Raw genomic sequence first — 14,541 nt, 5'->3', positions numbered from 1 at the left:
ACCGAAGCGAACACCGTGCGCCGGCGGCTAACGGGGGCCATGAACTTCCGGCCGGCGCACACCCCTCGCTCCTGTCGTCCCCGTTAGCGCACTTCCTGCCGAAGCTCCGGCAGCGCCGGCCGCGGAAGCAACTGATCAGCCCTCAGCAACTGCCCCGGCAGCGCCAGCTGCGCCCGCAGGGTGTACATCCCCGGCTCGTCGAGCCCGCCGATCACCGTATGACCCTCCGTGCAGCGCACCGCCCGCAGCTCCGCCGGATCGATGTCCTCGCTCTCCAGCAGATCCGCACTGTGGCTGGTGGCGATCACCTGACGCCGCGAACTCGCGTCCCGCAGCGCCGCCAGCAGCGCACCGGCCGCCGTCGGGTGCAGCGCCGTCTCCGGCTCCTCCACCGCCACCGTGCTGTATGCCTCACCCGGCGCCGCGAAGAGCCCCACCAGCACCCCCAGTGCGCGCAGCGTCCCGTCGGACACCGACTGCGCCGCGAACCGCCACGGGTTCTTCGCGCCCGGCACCTCCTGCGCGAACTCCACCGTCTCCCGGCCGCCCTGCACCCTGCGGGCCACCCCGTGCACCCCCGGCACCATCTCCCGCAGATAACTCTCGATCCGCAGCCGGTCCTCGCGCCCCCGGGCTGTGCGGCCCATCCGGTGCAGCACCGCGGCGACATTCGAACCGTCCCGCCGCAGCGCCCGCCCGGCGTCGGGGGCGCCGGGCCGCCGCATCGCCTGCGGATCCAGATTCAGCACCCCGATCCCGGCCAGGCCCTCGAACACCGGCCGGAAAGCCTTCACCCGGCCCGCGTCCGCCAGCATCAGCCGCCGCGGATCGGCGGCCGGCATCCCGCGCTCGGTCACCGAGACCAGCTGCCCGCCGTCCACCCGGAAGCCGGCCGGCGTCCCGGAGCCGTACCGGACCTCGCACTCCTCGCGCACCACCCGGAAGCCGCCGGCCCGCGCGCCCGCCACCTGGATCCCGTACCCGCCCTCGAATCCCGGCCCGCGGAAGTCCAGCTCGACGCCGAATCTGCTCGGGTGGCCGGTGGACTTGCGCCGCACCTCCGCCACCCCGCCGCGTGTCTCCAGCGCGTCCGCCAGGGACGTCCGCAGGGATTCCGAGACCAGTCGCAGGGCATCGAGGAAGTTGCTCTTACCGGCGCCGTTCGGACCGACGAGGAACACCAGTCCGCCCAGCTCCACATCCGCCGCGGCGATACTGCGGTACTGCCTCAGCCGCACCCGGGTGAGCGAGAAGTAGTCGTCCAGCATGGGATCAGTCTGTCAGCAGCTCGGGGCGGCAACGCCACGCGACGCAGAAAGAAGCAGCAAGCAGTCGCAAGCGGAGGGCATCCGGTCACGCTACGGAGTTCAGTCGATCGCCATGTGCAGCCGGACCGTCGTGCCGCTCTTCGGGTCGGAGCGGATCTGCACCAGGTCACAGAGCTGCTGCACCAGCCACATCCCGCGGCCGCCCAGCTGGTCCGGCTGCGGCCGGACCCGCCCGACCAGGGGGTCGGAGAGGTAACCGGAATCGTGGAACTCGCAGATCATGTCGCCGTCCTCCGACCACATCCGCAGCGTCCCGCCGCCGCCCCCGTACCGCAGGCTGTTCGACGCCACCTCGGTGCAGGCGATCAGCAGCTCCCGCAGCCGGGTGCCCTGCATCCCGTTGCGGGTCGCGCACGACGTCACCGCCTCGCGTACCGCCGCCAGATCCCCGAAGCCGAAGGTGAAGTCGTGGCCCGGCCCGCACGGCGCCGGCAGCGCCTCGAAGGCGAAGGGCTCGTCGCCGTACTCCGGGCCCTCCTCGCGCTGCCCGTCGCGCAGCACCAGCGGGTGGCAGCGCCGGGCCCTGGCCAGCTCCTCCTCGTCGACCGTCGTGGTGTCGTACGGGCAGAGCAGCCACCACATGGGGGAGTGCGCGAAGGCGCGGTTGAGCAGCCACTCGTGGTAACGCAGCTCGGCCGTCTCGCCCGCCGTACGGCCGCTCCACTGCGATTCGCCGATCGCGTGCACGGGGCTGCCGTCCGCCGACCGCTCGGCCACCCACGCCTGCCAGGCCGGAATCATCCGCCCGGGGTTGCGGCCCACCGTCCCGGTGTCAAGGAACGTCACCCGGCGGGCGGCGTCGGTGCGCGGCAGCTCGGCCCGCAGCAGCTCCTTCTTCGTCTCGTCCACCGCGAGCAGCACCACCGCACCGCCGCTCAGCGCCTCCTCGATGTACGCGAGCGCGCCCGTCACGAAGTGCCGCTGCCCGTCGTACGGGTACAGCACGTGCTGGAAGCCCGGGTCGGTCCGGTCCGGAGTCTCGCTCATGGGCCCAGCTCCACCGGGACGACCGGGCTGTCATAGCCGAGCAGCGCCCACACACGGCGGACCGTCTCGTTGGCACCGCTGAGTACCACCAGTCGGCCGGGGAAAGCCCTGGCCGACTGGACGAGTGCGGTCATCCCGGCGGCATCCATCCATTCCAGGTTCTCGCAGTCCAGCCGAACCGTGCCGCAACGCGCCAGCAGCTCTCGCATGGCGGTACCGAAGGTCTCGGCTCCTTCCGAGTCCACCAAGCCGCTCACACTCCAGCAGTCGGCCTTGCCCGCGCTGAACAGCCGGAACGCGGGTCCCACTGCTCCCGTGCCCAGATGGTGGGGATGCACACTGGCGACCTGGTCCAAAGTCGCGGTACCGAAACCGGCCCGGTGATACGCGCAGACCACGATGGTGCCGCCCCGCGCCACCAGCGCGTCCAGCGTCAGTTCGTTCCTGGCGACCGTGTCAGGACCCGACGCGCCGCAGCCCGGCTCGTGGTCCCACCGGGCCAGCACCCGCAGCGCCCGGAAACCCTCACGGCTGGCGGCCTCGGCCTCCCGCCGCACCCTGCCCAGAAAGCCCTGCCGGGAGTCGTCACCGAGGATCAGGACCTTGTCGCCGACCAGTGCCCCGCCCGCGGTGAAGGCCCGGGCGGTACCGGAGAAGTCCTCGCCGGGACCGACCAGCCAGCACACATGATCGCCGACCTCGACGGGATCGAGCGTGGCCAAACCACGCACGGTCCTCACACCGGTCTCCCATCGCGCGCTCCCACACCCCTGACGGCAGTGAACCTACCGGATGCGCGCTGCGGGCCGCGGAGCGCCCGGCTGCCCCCGGGCGCTGCGCGGCCCGCCGTCGCCGGCTAGCTGCCGGCCAGGGAGTTGACCAGGTTCGTGACCAGGTCGAGCTCGGTGTTCGCGGACGTCAGCTCGGTCCCGGCCTTGTCGATCAGCGCCGAGTCCTTCTCGGTCGTGCCGTCCCGGCAGTCCGCCGCCGCCTGACCGAGCTGCTCCAGCGCCTTGGACCAGTGCGCCTGCGTCTGCGGCTCGGCGATCGGGGGAAAGACCTGAGCCGACTGCACGTCGGTCAGCAGCGTCGCACAGTCGCTCTGCATGCTCACGGTGTCACCGGCCGCCTGGTCGTCCTGGATGCTCGTGACGTCGCGGGAGACCTGGGTCAGGTGGGGTTCACCGCCCTTCACGTACCAGTCGCGCACCGTGGAGGCCGCATCGGGTGAGATGCCCGCCGTCGCGCTCTGACCGGAACCGGCCCCGGCCCGGTCCGGGGAACCGCCACCGCCGCCTGTGTGCGTGGTGACCAGGATGATGCCCAGCACCGCCGCGAAGGAGGCGGTGCAGACCAGCACCGGCACCAGTCGCGACTTTCTGGGTCTTTCGGTTTCCGGCGACCATTGTTCGCCGATTTCTTCGAGGTTCCGCACAACGCCCCCAAGGCTTCGTTCTACTCGGAGACCGGGAGCATCCCAGCAAGTCATCCCACACGACGCAGTCGTTGCCAGGTTGTGACAAAGAGCTGTCAGATGGAGCTGTCCGGGTGGAACCCGGCGGTCACCGGGGGAGATAAAAGTCCCCGGGCGACGATACGGCCATAGTCGTGCGTATCACTACCGACCAGGTCAGGAGTATCTCCATGGGAGTTCGCGTCGCGGTCGTCTACTACAGCGCAACGGGCAATGTGCACGCTCTGGCACAAGCGGTCGCAAACGGTGCCCAAAGCCGCGGTGCCGAGGTCAGGCTGCGCCGGGTGCAGGAACTCGCGCCGGACACCGCCATCGACGCCAACCCGGCCTGGCGCGCCCACGTCGACGCCACGAAGGACCAGATCGGCGAGGCCACGCTGGAGGACCTGGAGTGGGCCACCGCCTACGCCTTCGGCACTCCGACCCGTTACGGCAACGTCTCCGCGCAGCTCAAGCAGTTCATCGACCAGACCGGCGTCCAGTGGCAGGCCGGCGTCTTCCACGCCAAGCCCGTCACCAGCTTCACCTCCGCGATGAACCGCCACGGCGGCCAGGAGTCCACGCTCCTGTCGCTGAACAACGTCTTCTACCACTGGGGCTGCGTGATCGTGCCGCCCGGCTACACCGACCCGCTGCTCTTCGCGGCCGGCGGCAACCCGTACGGCACCAGCTGGCCCAGTGGCGGCGGTGAGACCCCCGACCAGGCCACCCTTGAGGCGGCGAACTACCAGGGCCGCCACCTCGCCGACATCGCGGGCCGTCTCGCCGGCTGACCACCGCTCTCCCCGCCGACCGGGTGTCCGTACGGGTGAACGGCGCCCGGTCGGCCCAGGGCGGCGTACGGTCCGGAGCGGACGGCTGGAATGCTGAGTCCTGCACGTTCCTCTTCCCGGGCGCGGCTTTCACCGCGACCGCGGATCCATCCCTCTACGTCGCGGGAGGCCGGCCCTGCTGGTGCTCTGTGTGTTCTTCGCGTTCCTGGGCGCGGCCAGCAATGCGACGGGTACGGTGCTGCAGCGCAAGGCCGCCCTTGCGGTACCGCCCGAGGACGCCCTGCGACCGCGGTTGTTCATCGACATGGTCCGCCAGCCGATCTGGGTGCTCGGCATCTGCGGTGTGGCGGGCGCTGCCCTCTTCCAGGCACTGGCCCTGGTCACCGGCCCGCTCGCGCTGGCCCAGCCGGTGTTCATCCTGGAGCTGCCGCTGGCACTGCTGATCAGCCTGCCGGTGCTGCACCGGAGTCTGCCGGTCTCGGGCTGGATCGCGGTCGGCGTCATGGTCAGCGGTCTGGTGATCGCGCTGGCCTGCGCCGCCCCCTCGGGCGGCAATACGCAGGCGTCGATGGCCCGCTGGATCCCGGCGGTCGCGCTCTGCGCGGGCGCCGTGGTGCTGGCGGTGATGTCCGCGCGGCACCGTCCGTCGGGTGCGGCGCGTGCCGCGCTGCTCGGCACTTCGGCGGCGGTGGCGAACGCGCTGACGGCGGCGCTGATGAAGTCGGCCGCCGACACCTTCTCCTCGCACGGCTTCGAGGCGTTCCTGCGTGCCTGGCAGACCTACGGCTTCGCGCTCTTCGGGGTGCTGGCCGTGTTCCTGCTGGAGAACGCGTTGCAGGCCGGGCCGATCGCCGCGTCGCAGCCGGCGCTCACCCTGGGCGACGCCGTGGTGAGCCTCGCGCTGGGCATCATCGTCTACTCCGAGCACGTTCGCACCGGCCTGTGGCTGCTGCCCGAGTTCGGCGGGGTGGCGCTCGTGGTGGTGGGGACGCTGTACCTGTCCCGGGCGGTCCCCCTGACCAGGGAACTGGCGAACTGAGCCGGCGGGCCCGGCCGTTCCCCCGCGTCCTGTGACGGTGGGAACGGCCGGGCCCGCCGGCCTGCGGCGACGCCGGGTTCAGCCGGTGATGCTGTGCGAACCGTCCTCCAGGTGGCCGCTGTAGCGGCGGGTCCAGGAGCGGTCGCCGCTGAGCGTCACGGTCAGGTCGTACCAGCCGTCGCTCTTGGCCTGCGGGTCGATGGTGTGGGTCGCGTGGCCGTGCGCGGGCACGTGGTAGCTGTGCGCGCGGTCCTTGAGGTAGTGGTTCGAGGTGACCGTGAAGGTCACGGCCTTGTGGCCGGTGTTGGTCAGCTTCAGGACCAGCTTGGGCCGCGAGCCGTGGCTGTCCGCCGGGTACTCGGCCGTCACCTGCGCGGTGTCGCCGGAAACGCCGGTGTCCCCGGTGAAGTGCCGCAGGAAGCGGTTCGGTCCGACGACGGTGATGTCGTACGCCGTGTCGCCGGCCGCCGCGCCCACCGGGGCCTTCCCCGTGACGCTCCGGTCGGCGCGGGTGGCGGGGTCGACCGTGTACTGCCCGGGGAACTTCGCGGGGTAGTCGGTCAGCGCCGGGGTGCCGGCGAGGTTGTTGTAGACCGAGAAGTGGCTGGCCTTGCGGGCGTGCGGACCGTTGTTGCTGAACGCCAGGTCCGCCGTGACCGACCCGCTGTGGTCGGTGCTGAAGCCGACCAGGTTCGCGTTCGGCTGGTACGGCAGCGGCCTGGCCCGCTTGGTGCCCGCCTCCTGCCGCGGCATGGCGTTGGTGGTGACCGGCGGGTTGTAACCGGCCGGCTCGCCGATGGGGGAGAGGTCGGGCAGCTTCGGCAGGCCGTAGACCGGCGAGGTGAAGTCGAAGGCACCGGTGAGGTCGCCGCAGACCCGGCGGCGCCAGTCGCTGATGTTCGGGCTGATGGCCGGCTTGCCGAGCGCCCCCGTCCACTTCTCCAGGAACTGGATGACCGAGGTGTGGTCGGAGACCTCCGAGGTGACCCAGCCGCCGCGGGTCCACGGCGAGACCAGCAGCAGCGGCACCCGGAAGCCCAGCCCGACCGGTACCGGCTGGTTGAAGCCGTACTGGGACAGATCGGTGCCGGCCACGAACTCGTCCGTCTCGCCCGGCGCGGGCACCGGCGGCGGCACGTGGTCGAACTGGCCGTCGTTCTCGTCGAAGTTGATGATGACCAGCGTCGAGTTGAAGACGTCCGGGTCGGCGTTGAGTGCCTTGAGCACCTCGTGCACGTAGTAGGCGCCGTCGGTCGGGGCGCCGTCCGGGTGCTCGGAGAACCGCTGGTTGGTGACCAGCCAGGAGACCTGCGGCAGAGTGCCCGCCAGCACGTCCTTGCGGAGCGCCAGCGCGAGGTTGTCGGCGTTCCCGGTCTCGGAGTCGTGCGGTTCGGGGACGATGGCGACACCGTTGTCGTAGAGCACATTGCCGGGTGCGGGGGTGCCGCCCTGCCCGGGGTCGTACTGGGCGAAGTTCTTGAAGTACTCCAGGGCGTTGTCGCCGTAGTTGTCGGCGCCCTGGTAGACCTTCCAGCTGACCCCGGCCTTCTGCAGCGTCTCGGCGTACGACTCCCACAGCAGGTTGCGGCCGAGTTCGTCACCGCCGCTGTACGCGGTGAAGCTGCTGTACTTCTTCTGTGCGTCGATCGTGCCGCCCCAGTGGTAGGTGCGGTTCGGGCCGGTCGCGCTGAGCACCGAGCAGTGGTAGGCGTCGCCGATCGTGTACGCGTCCGCCAGGGCGTAGTGGAACGGCAGGTCCCGCCGGTCCAGGTAACCCAGCGTCGTCGGGCCGCCCTTGCTGACGTACCAGGCGTTCATCAGGCCGCCGTACCACGCGGTGTGCTGGCTCTCCCAGCTGTGGTCGGTGCCGCCGTAGTTCTGCGCCCCGACCTCGGAACTGGGCGGCTGGTGCCCCGCGGGGTAGGCCGAGACGGGGGCGTCGCTCAGCCGCCACGGGAACTGCGTGGCGGTGACCGGCAGGCCGGGCGTCGAGGTGGGCTGCTCGAAGACCGACAGGCCGCCGGGCAGCGTGATCGCCGAGCGGTCGCCGAAGCCGCGGACACCGCGCAGCGAGCCGTAGTAGTGGTCGAAGCTGCGGTTCTCCTGCATCAGGATGACCACCCGCTTGATGTCGCGGATGTCACCGTGCGGCTTCGGCTTGTGGGCGGGCTCGGCCTCGGCAGCCGGCGCGCTCACACCGATCGCCGCAGCGCCGGTGATCGCGGTGGCCGCGCCGAGAAAGCCTCGGCGGGACAGGTCAGGCATGGATCAACACCTCCGGGACGGGGTGGGGGGTGTCGCGAAACCTACGGACCGTGTCCGGCCTACCGGCGAAGAGTTCATGAATGGCGGCGGAAATGATCATATGGTCAGGGCAATCTGTGCCAGGGGGAACCGACGGCCGGGCGCCCTGGTGCGGGGCGCCCGGCCGGGCCGTGGCGGGGGTGTGGCAGGTGGCTGTCAGCGTTTGCTGTCGTCGAGCGGGGTCTGCGGCTCGGTGGCCTGGCGCTCGGGTTCGGGGACGGCGGGGCCGCCGGCCGAGGCGGCGGCCGTGTCGGCCTCGGCCGCTTCGGCTGCGGCCCTGGCCTGGGCGCCCGACAGCTTGCGCAGCGGCACCTCACGGATGGTCAGCATCAGCAGGAAGCACAGTGCCGCCACCCCCGCGACGATGATGAAGACGAGGTGCATGGAATCGGCGAAGCCCTGCTTGAAGGGCGCGGCCAGCGCCGGGTCCAGCTTCTTGATGAACGACGAGTCGCTCAGGACGGCCTTCGCGCTGTCGGGCGTGATGGCGTTCGGGTGGGCGTGGAGCGCGGCCTGGAAGTCCGGTTTGCCGCGGGCCGCGTCGAACGCCGAGGAGATCTTCCCGGTGACGGTGCTGAAGAGGACCGAGAGGAAGACCGCGGTGCCCGCGGTGCCGCCGAGCTGGCGGAAGAACGTGGCCGAGGCGGTGGCGGTGCCCATGTCCTGGGGCGGTACCGCGTTCTGCACCGACAGCGTCAGGGTCTGCATGGTGAAGCCGAGCCCGACACCCATCAGCGCCATGAAGCCCATCGTCTCGGGCAGCGGGGTGTCCCACTGGACCTCGAAGTGGAAGAGCAGCATCGCGACACACATCAGCGCGGTGCCGATGACCGGGAAGATCTTGTAGCGGCCGGTGCGCGCGGTGGTCTGGCCGGTGGCGATGGAGGCGGTCATCATGCCGAGCATCAGCGGCAGCATGAGCAGCCCGGACTTGGTGGGGCTGGCGCCCTTCACGATCTGCAGGTACTGCGGGATCATCAGCAGCCCGCCGAACATGGCCGCACCGACCAGGACACTGAGCAGGCTGGTCCGGCTGAAGACCTTGTTGCTGAAGAGCCGCATCGGGATGAGGGCCTCGTCACCCATCGCGAACTCGACCCGGATCCAGGCGATGACACCGACGACGCCGATGACGTAACAGGTGATCGCCGCGGTGGAGAGCCAGCCCCAGGTCTCGCCCTGCTCGGCGACGAGCAGCAGCGGGACGACGCCCATGACGATGGTCAGGGCGCCCCACCAGTCGATGCGGTGTTCACGGCGGCGGTGCGGGATGTTGAGCACCTTGGCGACGACGATCAGCGCCAGGATGCCGATCGGCACGTTGACCAGGAACACCCAGCGCCAGCCGGAGATCCCCAGGATGGTGGCCTGTCCGGCGAGGAACCCGCCGACCAGCGGCCCGGCGACGCTGGAGGTCCCGAAGACGGCGAGGATGTAGCCCTGGTAGCGCGCGCGTTCCCGCGGCGGCACGATGTCGCCGATGATCGCCAGCGCCAGCGACATCAGACCGCCCGCGCCCAGACCCTGGAACGCGCGGAAGACGGCGAGCTCCACCATCGAGGTGGAGAAGGTGCACGCGACCGACCCGATGATGAAGATGCTGATCGCGGCGAGGAAGAACGGCTTGCGGCCGTAGATGTCGGAGAGCTTGCCGTACAGCGGGGTCGCGATGGTGGACGTGATCAGGTAGGCCGTGGTGGTCCACGCCTGCTCGTTGAGCCCGTGCAGGTCGTCGGCGATGGTCCGGATCGCGGTGCTGACGATCGTCTGGTCGAGCGAGGCCAGGAACATGCCCAGCATCAGGCCGCTGAGGATGGTCAGGATCTGGCGGTGGGACAGGCCGCCTGGTGCGCTGTCCGGTGGCGCGGACGCGGTCCGGCTGGTCGTGGTCACGAGGGTGTTCTCCTGTTTCCGGCCGGGCTCGTCTGCGGACGCGCGCGGCGGGGTGGTACGGAAGGGGTACGGGGGTGGGCGGCCGGTACTAGCCGCTGCCGGGGGTGCAGCGGGGACGCAGCTGGCGCTCGGCGAAGTCGTCGTTGAACCGGCGCAGCAGCCGGACGAACGCGCGCCGGTCCTCCGCGGGCCAGTCGCCCAGTGCCAGGGCGAGCTGTTCATTGCGCTGTGCGCGGTAGCCGCGGACGGTCTCGCGGCCGGCGTCGGTGGGGAAGAGCAGCGCACCGCGCCGGTCGTCGGGATCCGGGCGGCGGTCGACCAGGCCGCGTTCGACCAGCGAGCGGACCTGCCGGCTCACCGTGGACAGGTCCAGCAGGGTGTCGGCGGCGAGGTCGGTGGCCCGCTGCGGCCCGGAGTCGGTCAGCCGCGCGAGGAGCAGCCGGTCACTCCAGTGCTCCTCGCGGGCCCGTTGCTTCCACGCGCCGATCTGCCGCATCATCCGCACGATCTCGTCCCCGAGACCGGCCCCGTCCCACTGCGGGTCCTGCGGATCGTCGGCGGTGTCCATGGGTCCCCCCATCGCTACTTGCTTGGCTCCTGCAAGTAATAGTAGATGATAAATACACCTGCTTCTGCCACCCCGCACCGCGTTCGGGCCGGGGTGATACGGGCAGGCGTCGTCCGGGCGGTGGCGGGGGTTCGCCGTGGCCGGGCTGCTGAGCTACCGCAGGTAGGCGCCGGTGTCGGCTCCGAGGACATTCAGCAGGGCCAGAGCCTCGGCGTCACGGGATCCCTGGGGCGCGCTGTAGAGCACGAGGTGCTGGTCGCGGTCCGTGAGCGCGAGCGCGTCGCAGTCGACGGTGATCTCCCCGACGGCCGGGTGCCGGAAAGTCTTCGTGAGCACCGCCGCGGACCGCACGTCGTGCCGCTCCCAGAGCCGGGCGAACTCCGTGCTGCCGTCGCGGAGTTCGTCGATCAGTCCGGTCACCGCGGGGTCGGACGGATAACGGGCGAGGGTGGAGCGGAGCTGCATGACGACGTGCCGCCGGAACTCCGCGGCGTCGGAGACCCCGTAGAGCGGCGCCTCGGCACGCGACGACCCGAGGAATGCCCGGCGCGCGAGATTGCGGTCCTCCGGGGTGCGCTCGGCGAAGTCCTCCATGAGCGCCGCCGCGAGGTCGTTCCACGCGAGCACCTCGAACGCGGCGGACATCACGAAGGCGGCCGTCTGCGGCAGCCGGTCGAGGAGCGCGAGGATGCTCGGGCGGACGTCGCGCCGGTGCAGTCCGCTACGGCTCGGCGCGGTGCCCGCGAGGACGTGGAGGTGGTCGGACTCGGCATCCGTGAGCCGCAGCGCGCCTGCGATCCCGGCCAGGACCTCGCCGGACGGTCGCGGCGCCCTGCCCTGCTCCAGCCGGACGTAGTACTCCGTGGAGATGTGGGCCAGGACCGCCACTTCCTCGCGGCGAAGGCCCGGTGTCCGGCGTCGCGAGCCCGAGGGGAGACCGGCGTCCTCCGGCCGCAGCCGTTCGCGACGGCTGCGGAGGAATGCCCCGAGTTCGTGCTTGTCCATAACCCAAGTGTGCCTGCCGCGCGGCGGCGGATCCTGGTACTGCCTGTGCCTGCATCCGGCCCGCGGGCCGGTCCAACACTGTCGTCATGACCAACACCAGCGACATCACACCCATCGGCCTGCTCACCGGGAAGGTCGTGTTCATCACCGGCGCCAGCCGCGGCATCGGGGCGGCAGCGGCCCGGCTCTTCGCCGCCGAGGGCGCCGCCGTCGTGCTCGCCGCCCGCAGCACCGAATCCCTCCAGCGGATCGTCACCGGGATCCGCGCCGGCGGCGGCGTCGCGGATGCGGTGACCGTGGACCTCGCCGACCGCGCGAGCGTCCGCGCGGCGGTCGACCGCGTCGGGGAACTGCACGGACGGCTCGACGGAGCCTTCAACAACGCCGGGGTGGGCCAGCAGCCCGGCCCGCTCGACACCACCGGCGACGAGGACATCGAGCAGCAGTTCGCGGTGAACTTCCGTGCGCACTGGACCGCGATGACAGCCGAGGCCGCGCTGATGCGGCGGGACGGCGGCGGGGCGATCGTCAACACGTCGAGCATCGGCAGCCGCCGCGCGAACCCGGAGCTGCCCGCGTACGGCGCCATGAAGCGCGCGCTCAACAGCATCACCGAGACCGCCGCGGTGACCTGGGGCGCTCAGGGCATCCGGGTCAACGGCATCACACCGGGCGGCACCGCGACGGAGATGATCGACGCGTGGGAGGCCGCGACCCCCGGCATCGTCGAGCGCATCAACGCGATGGTTCCGCTCGGCCGCATGGCCGAGCCCCACGAGGTCGCCGAGGTGGCCGCGTGGCTGCTCAGCGACCGGGCGTCGATGGTGACCGGCGCGATCGTGCCGGTCGACGGCGGCGCGGGCGCCTGAGAGCGAGAACCGGGCAGGCCACGGCGGCCGGCCGCCCGGTGGTCGGGCGGAGACGGTCGCCGTCCCCGGGGAGACCCGCAACGGCCCCGGCCGGCCATGTCCGGTCGGGGCCTTTCACGGTTCAGCTCGTGATGAGGCTGAACTTCTCCCACGGGCCGATCGCCGTCCTGTTGGCGATCAGCGAGGACGCGCCCGCGCTCTCCGCCGTGACGTACTGGTTGTTGGCGATGGCGAGCAGGCTCACCGTCCCGTCGCTGTTGCGGACGAGCGTGAAGGTCTGGGCGCGGCCGAGGGCGGTGCCGTCGGCGATCAGCGGCGCCGAACCGGCGGTGACATAGCGGCTGTTGGCGTGGGCACGCAGGGCCACGTTGCCGCTTCCCGCGTCGAGGAGGTCGAACTGCTCCCAGGGTCCGATGGCGGTGCGGTTGGCGATCAGGGCAGCCGCGCCGGCGTTCTCGGCGGTGACGTAGTCGTTGTTGACGCCCGCGCGCAGACTGACCACGGTGCCGGTCCCCGGCGTGGTCGGCGGGGTGGTGCTGCCACCGGTGACGACGGGCTGGGTGGGGCGGGTGGCGGTCAGTGCGAGCTGTCCCTTGAGCATCCGGCCGCCGTCGCCGGTCAGCCGCAGGTAGTAGTCGGAGGAGCAGGCCGTGCCGTCCTCGTCGAGCGCCAGGAACCCGGAGTCGGTGGGTACACCCGCCTGCGTCTCCGCGGTCTTGGCGATCTGGTTGCCCTCGTTGAACTCGTCGAACATCGAGATGTAGATGCCCTGCGCGCCGATCCGCACCATGTTGTAGAACTGCCGCCACATGAAGTCGCCGTGGGCCCGCTGCCGCTCCGAGACATCGCCGGGCAGTACGCACGGCTGGTAGTCGATGCCGTGGGCATCGCACTCGGCCTGATCGCCCAGGTTGACGTTCTGGTAGTACTGGTCCGAGTCACCCACGTTGCCGATGGCGCCGACCATCCACGGCGAGATCATGTTGAACGCGTGGTAGACGTCGCCGAACCCCGTACGGGTGCCCTGGCCGCCGGTGCGCCACTCCTTGGGGATGCCGCCGATGACGTAACAGCCCTGCGACTTGAACCAGTTGATGACATCGAGGCACGCGGCCGGGTCGAAGGGGTGGTTGTTGTCATTGAAGCCGAAGCCCCAGATGCACACCACCGGCTTGCCGTTCTGCGTGGCATACGCCGACGACGCGGTGTGTGCCTTCATCTTGGTGGTCCAGTCGTTCTTGATCTCGGACTGCATGGTCGTCCAGCCGGAGACGTCGTACATGATGTAGAACTTCACGTTGTGGGACTCGGCCGCGCTGCGGACCTTGGTGGCCATCGCGTCCCGTGTGGGGCCTTCGCCGCCGGTGGGGTTGAAGCGCTGGAGGGCCGCGGTGTCGATGCCGTACTGCTGCATCCACTGGAAGTGGGTGTCCACGGTCTGCTGGTCGTAGGAGGAGAAGAGCGTGGCCGGCCGGCCGTTGCCGAGGTTGGCGTACGCGGTCGGGTAGCCGTGGGTGAAGTCCCGCATGTCGGGCCAGCACTTGATGCCGGTGTTCGAGGGGGAGGGGGCCTTGCTCATGTCCTGGGTCCAGTGCCACCAGCCGTTGATCGGGGCGCCGTCGCCCTTGGCGGCGAACCAGCCCTGATACCCGACGGTGATCTTGCCGACCACGTCTCCGGCGGCGCCGGCCGCGGGCGAGGCGGAGGAGGTGGTGGCGGCCTTGGCGACCCCCAGCGCGCCGAGCGCGGCGGCCGCGGTGCCGCCGGCGGCGGCGCTGATGACCCTGCGGCGGGACCAGGTCTTCCTGCGGTGGGACATGGACATGGGGTGGCTCCGTGGGGGGAGGTGCGCGGTACCGGTGAACGGGCGCGACGGCGGACTGAAGGTGGGGGTTCCGCTGCGGTGAAGGCCGACTCACCGCCTGTCCGGGGCCGCTTGACTCGTCGTTGAGTGCGCGCCGGGACGGGTGAAGAGCCGTCGTCCGAACCGTGCCGGCCGCATTTCCGTGCAGGTCCGAAGCGGTGGTCGGTGGTGATCGGATTCAAGTCCCGGGGCCCGCGTTCCGTCAAGGCGAGCGGGGTGGTTGCGCCCGTTGCTCCGGAATAGTCGGTTCCGGACGGACCCGCCGACCCTTCCGGGGAGAAACGGCCGGGTGAACGGCCGGGTGGCCGGCCGGGGACACGGCGGGGGGTACAGCCGGGAGTGCTCCAACTCCGCGCGCCAGGGCGACGGTTCGAGCCGCGGCGCCCGACGCGAGCCCTTCCGTCCCGCAAAGCTACGCGCGTAACATCCGTGGTGTC

Annotated in this window: 12 protein-coding genes; 3 read left to right on the top strand and 9 right to left on the bottom strand. The window is 70.9% G+C overall.

Translation table 11 applies throughout. The annotated features are described in order from the left end of the window. Window positions 1-83: 83 nt before the first annotated feature. The 4 genes from OG552_RS00825 to OG552_RS00810 form a co-directional block, all read right to left on the bottom strand. Window positions 84-1,268: an AAA family ATPase gene (locus OG552_RS00825; protein ID WP_329128683.1), complete on the bottom strand. Its 1,185-nt coding sequence runs from the start codon at window positions 1,266-1,268 to the stop codon at window positions 84-86. Window positions 1,269-1,367: 99 nt separating this feature from the next. Then, entirely contained in the window at window positions 1,368-2,315 is a 948-nt protein-coding gene (locus tag OG552_RS00820; protein ID WP_329128682.1) for a sensor histidine kinase, read from the bottom strand. Further along, complete coding sequence (locus OG552_RS00815) at window positions 2,312-3,046, bottom strand: MEDS domain-containing protein (protein ID WP_329140483.1); 735 nt, start codon at window positions 3,044-3,046, stop codon at window positions 2,312-2,314. The genes OG552_RS00820 and OG552_RS00815 overlap by 4 nt, the downstream gene beginning before the upstream one ends. 125 nt (window positions 3,047-3,171) lie before the next feature. Next, entirely contained in the window at window positions 3,172-3,681 is a 510-nt protein-coding gene (locus tag OG552_RS00810) for a hypothetical protein (RefSeq protein WP_329128681.1), read from the bottom strand. 278 nt (window positions 3,682-3,959) lie between these two features. Between OG552_RS00810 and wrbA the strand changes: the two genes are divergently transcribed. After that, entirely contained in the window at window positions 3,960-4,562 is a 603-nt protein-coding gene (gene wrbA / locus OG552_RS00805) for an NAD(P)H:quinone oxidoreductase (RefSeq protein ID WP_329128680.1), read from the top strand. A 175-nt stretch (window positions 4,563-4,737) separates the two neighbouring features. Further along, window positions 4,738-5,601 carry a DMT family transporter gene (locus tag OG552_RS00800; RefSeq protein WP_329140481.1) on the top strand — a complete coding sequence of 288 codons (864 nt, stop codon included), beginning with the start codon at window positions 4,738-4,740 and terminating at the stop codon, window positions 5,599-5,601. A gap of 78 nt (window positions 5,602-5,679) precedes the next feature. Here OG552_RS00800 and OG552_RS00795 read toward each other — a convergent pair whose 3' ends face one another. From OG552_RS00795 to OG552_RS00780, 4 genes are all read right to left on the bottom strand, one after another. Continuing rightward, window positions 5,680-7,866 (bottom strand): phosphocholine-specific phospholipase C, encoded by a 2,187-nt coding sequence (locus tag OG552_RS00795; protein WP_329128679.1) that lies wholly within the window; start codon window positions 7,864-7,866, stop codon window positions 5,680-5,682. Window positions 7,867-8,061: 195 nt separating this feature from the next. Continuing rightward, a complete protein-coding gene (locus OG552_RS00790) occupies window positions 8,062-9,705 on the bottom strand; it encodes an MDR family MFS transporter (protein ID WP_443071126.1) in 1,644 nt (547 codons plus the stop codon). 181 nt (window positions 9,706-9,886) lie between these two features. Beyond that, on the bottom strand, window positions 9,887-10,366 hold the full coding sequence (locus OG552_RS00785; protein WP_329128675.1) for a MarR family winged helix-turn-helix transcriptional regulator: 480 nt from the start codon (window positions 10,364-10,366) through the stop codon (window positions 9,887-9,889). 153 nt (window positions 10,367-10,519) lie between these two features. Then, on the bottom strand, window positions 10,520-11,371 hold the full coding sequence (locus tag OG552_RS00780; protein WP_329128673.1) for a helix-turn-helix transcriptional regulator: 852 nt from the start codon (window positions 11,369-11,371) through the stop codon (window positions 10,520-10,522). Window positions 11,372-11,457: 86 nt separating this feature from the next. Between OG552_RS00780 and OG552_RS00775 the strand changes: the two genes are divergently transcribed. Next, entirely contained in the window at window positions 11,458-12,240 is a 783-nt protein-coding gene (locus OG552_RS00775; protein WP_329128671.1) for an SDR family NAD(P)-dependent oxidoreductase, read from the top strand. A gap of 121 nt (window positions 12,241-12,361) precedes the next feature. Here the strand turns inward: OG552_RS00775 and OG552_RS00770 are convergent, their stop codons facing one another. Continuing rightward, window positions 12,362-14,059, bottom strand: coding sequence for a glycoside hydrolase family 71/99-like protein (locus OG552_RS00770; protein WP_443071125.1), 1,698 nt, complete (start codon window positions 14,057-14,059; stop codon window positions 12,362-12,364). Window positions 14,060-14,541: the final 482 nt, after the last annotated feature.

This window comes from Streptomyces sp. NBC_01476 (assembly GCF_036227265.1).
Classification (GTDB): Bacteria; Actinomycetota; Actinomycetes; order Streptomycetales; family Streptomycetaceae; genus Actinacidiphila.
This window is presented reverse-complemented; position numbering and strand designations above follow the sequence as displayed.

What these genes read in the sequence shown, in the direction of transcription:
- OG552_RS00825 (WP_329128683.1), bottom strand. Translation starts at nt 1,268, where the DNA reads ATGCTGGACGACTACTTCTCGCTCACCCGGGTGCGGCTGAGGCAGTAC.
- OG552_RS00820 (WP_329128682.1), bottom strand. Translation starts at nt 2,315, where the DNA reads ATGAGCGAGACTCCGGACCGGACCGACCCGGGCTTCCAGCACGTGCTG.
- wrbA (WP_329128680.1), top strand. Translation starts at nt 3,960, where the DNA reads ATGGGAGTTCGCGTCGCGGTCGTCTACTACAGCGCAACGGGCAATGTG.
- OG552_RS00795 (WP_329128679.1), bottom strand. Translation starts at nt 7,866, where the DNA reads ATGCCTGACCTGTCCCGCCGAGGCTTTCTCGGCGCGGCCACCGCGATC.
- OG552_RS00790 (WP_443071126.1), bottom strand. Translation starts at nt 9,705, where the DNA reads ATGCTGGGCATGTTCCTGGCCTCGCTCGACCAGACGATCGTCAGCACC.
- OG552_RS00785 (WP_329128675.1), bottom strand. Translation starts at nt 10,366, where the DNA reads ATGGACACCGCCGACGATCCGCAGGACCCGCAGTGGGACGGGGCCGGT.
- OG552_RS00780 (WP_329128673.1), bottom strand. Translation starts at nt 11,371, where the DNA reads ATGGACAAGCACGAACTCGGGGCATTCCTCCGCAGCCGTCGCGAACGG.
- OG552_RS00775 (WP_329128671.1), top strand. Translation starts at nt 11,458, where the DNA reads ATGACCAACACCAGCGACATCACACCCATCGGCCTGCTCACCGGGAAG.
- OG552_RS00770 (WP_443071125.1), bottom strand. Translation starts at nt 14,059, where the DNA reads ATGTCCCACCGCAGGAAGACCTGGTCCCGCCGCAGGGTCATCAGCGCC.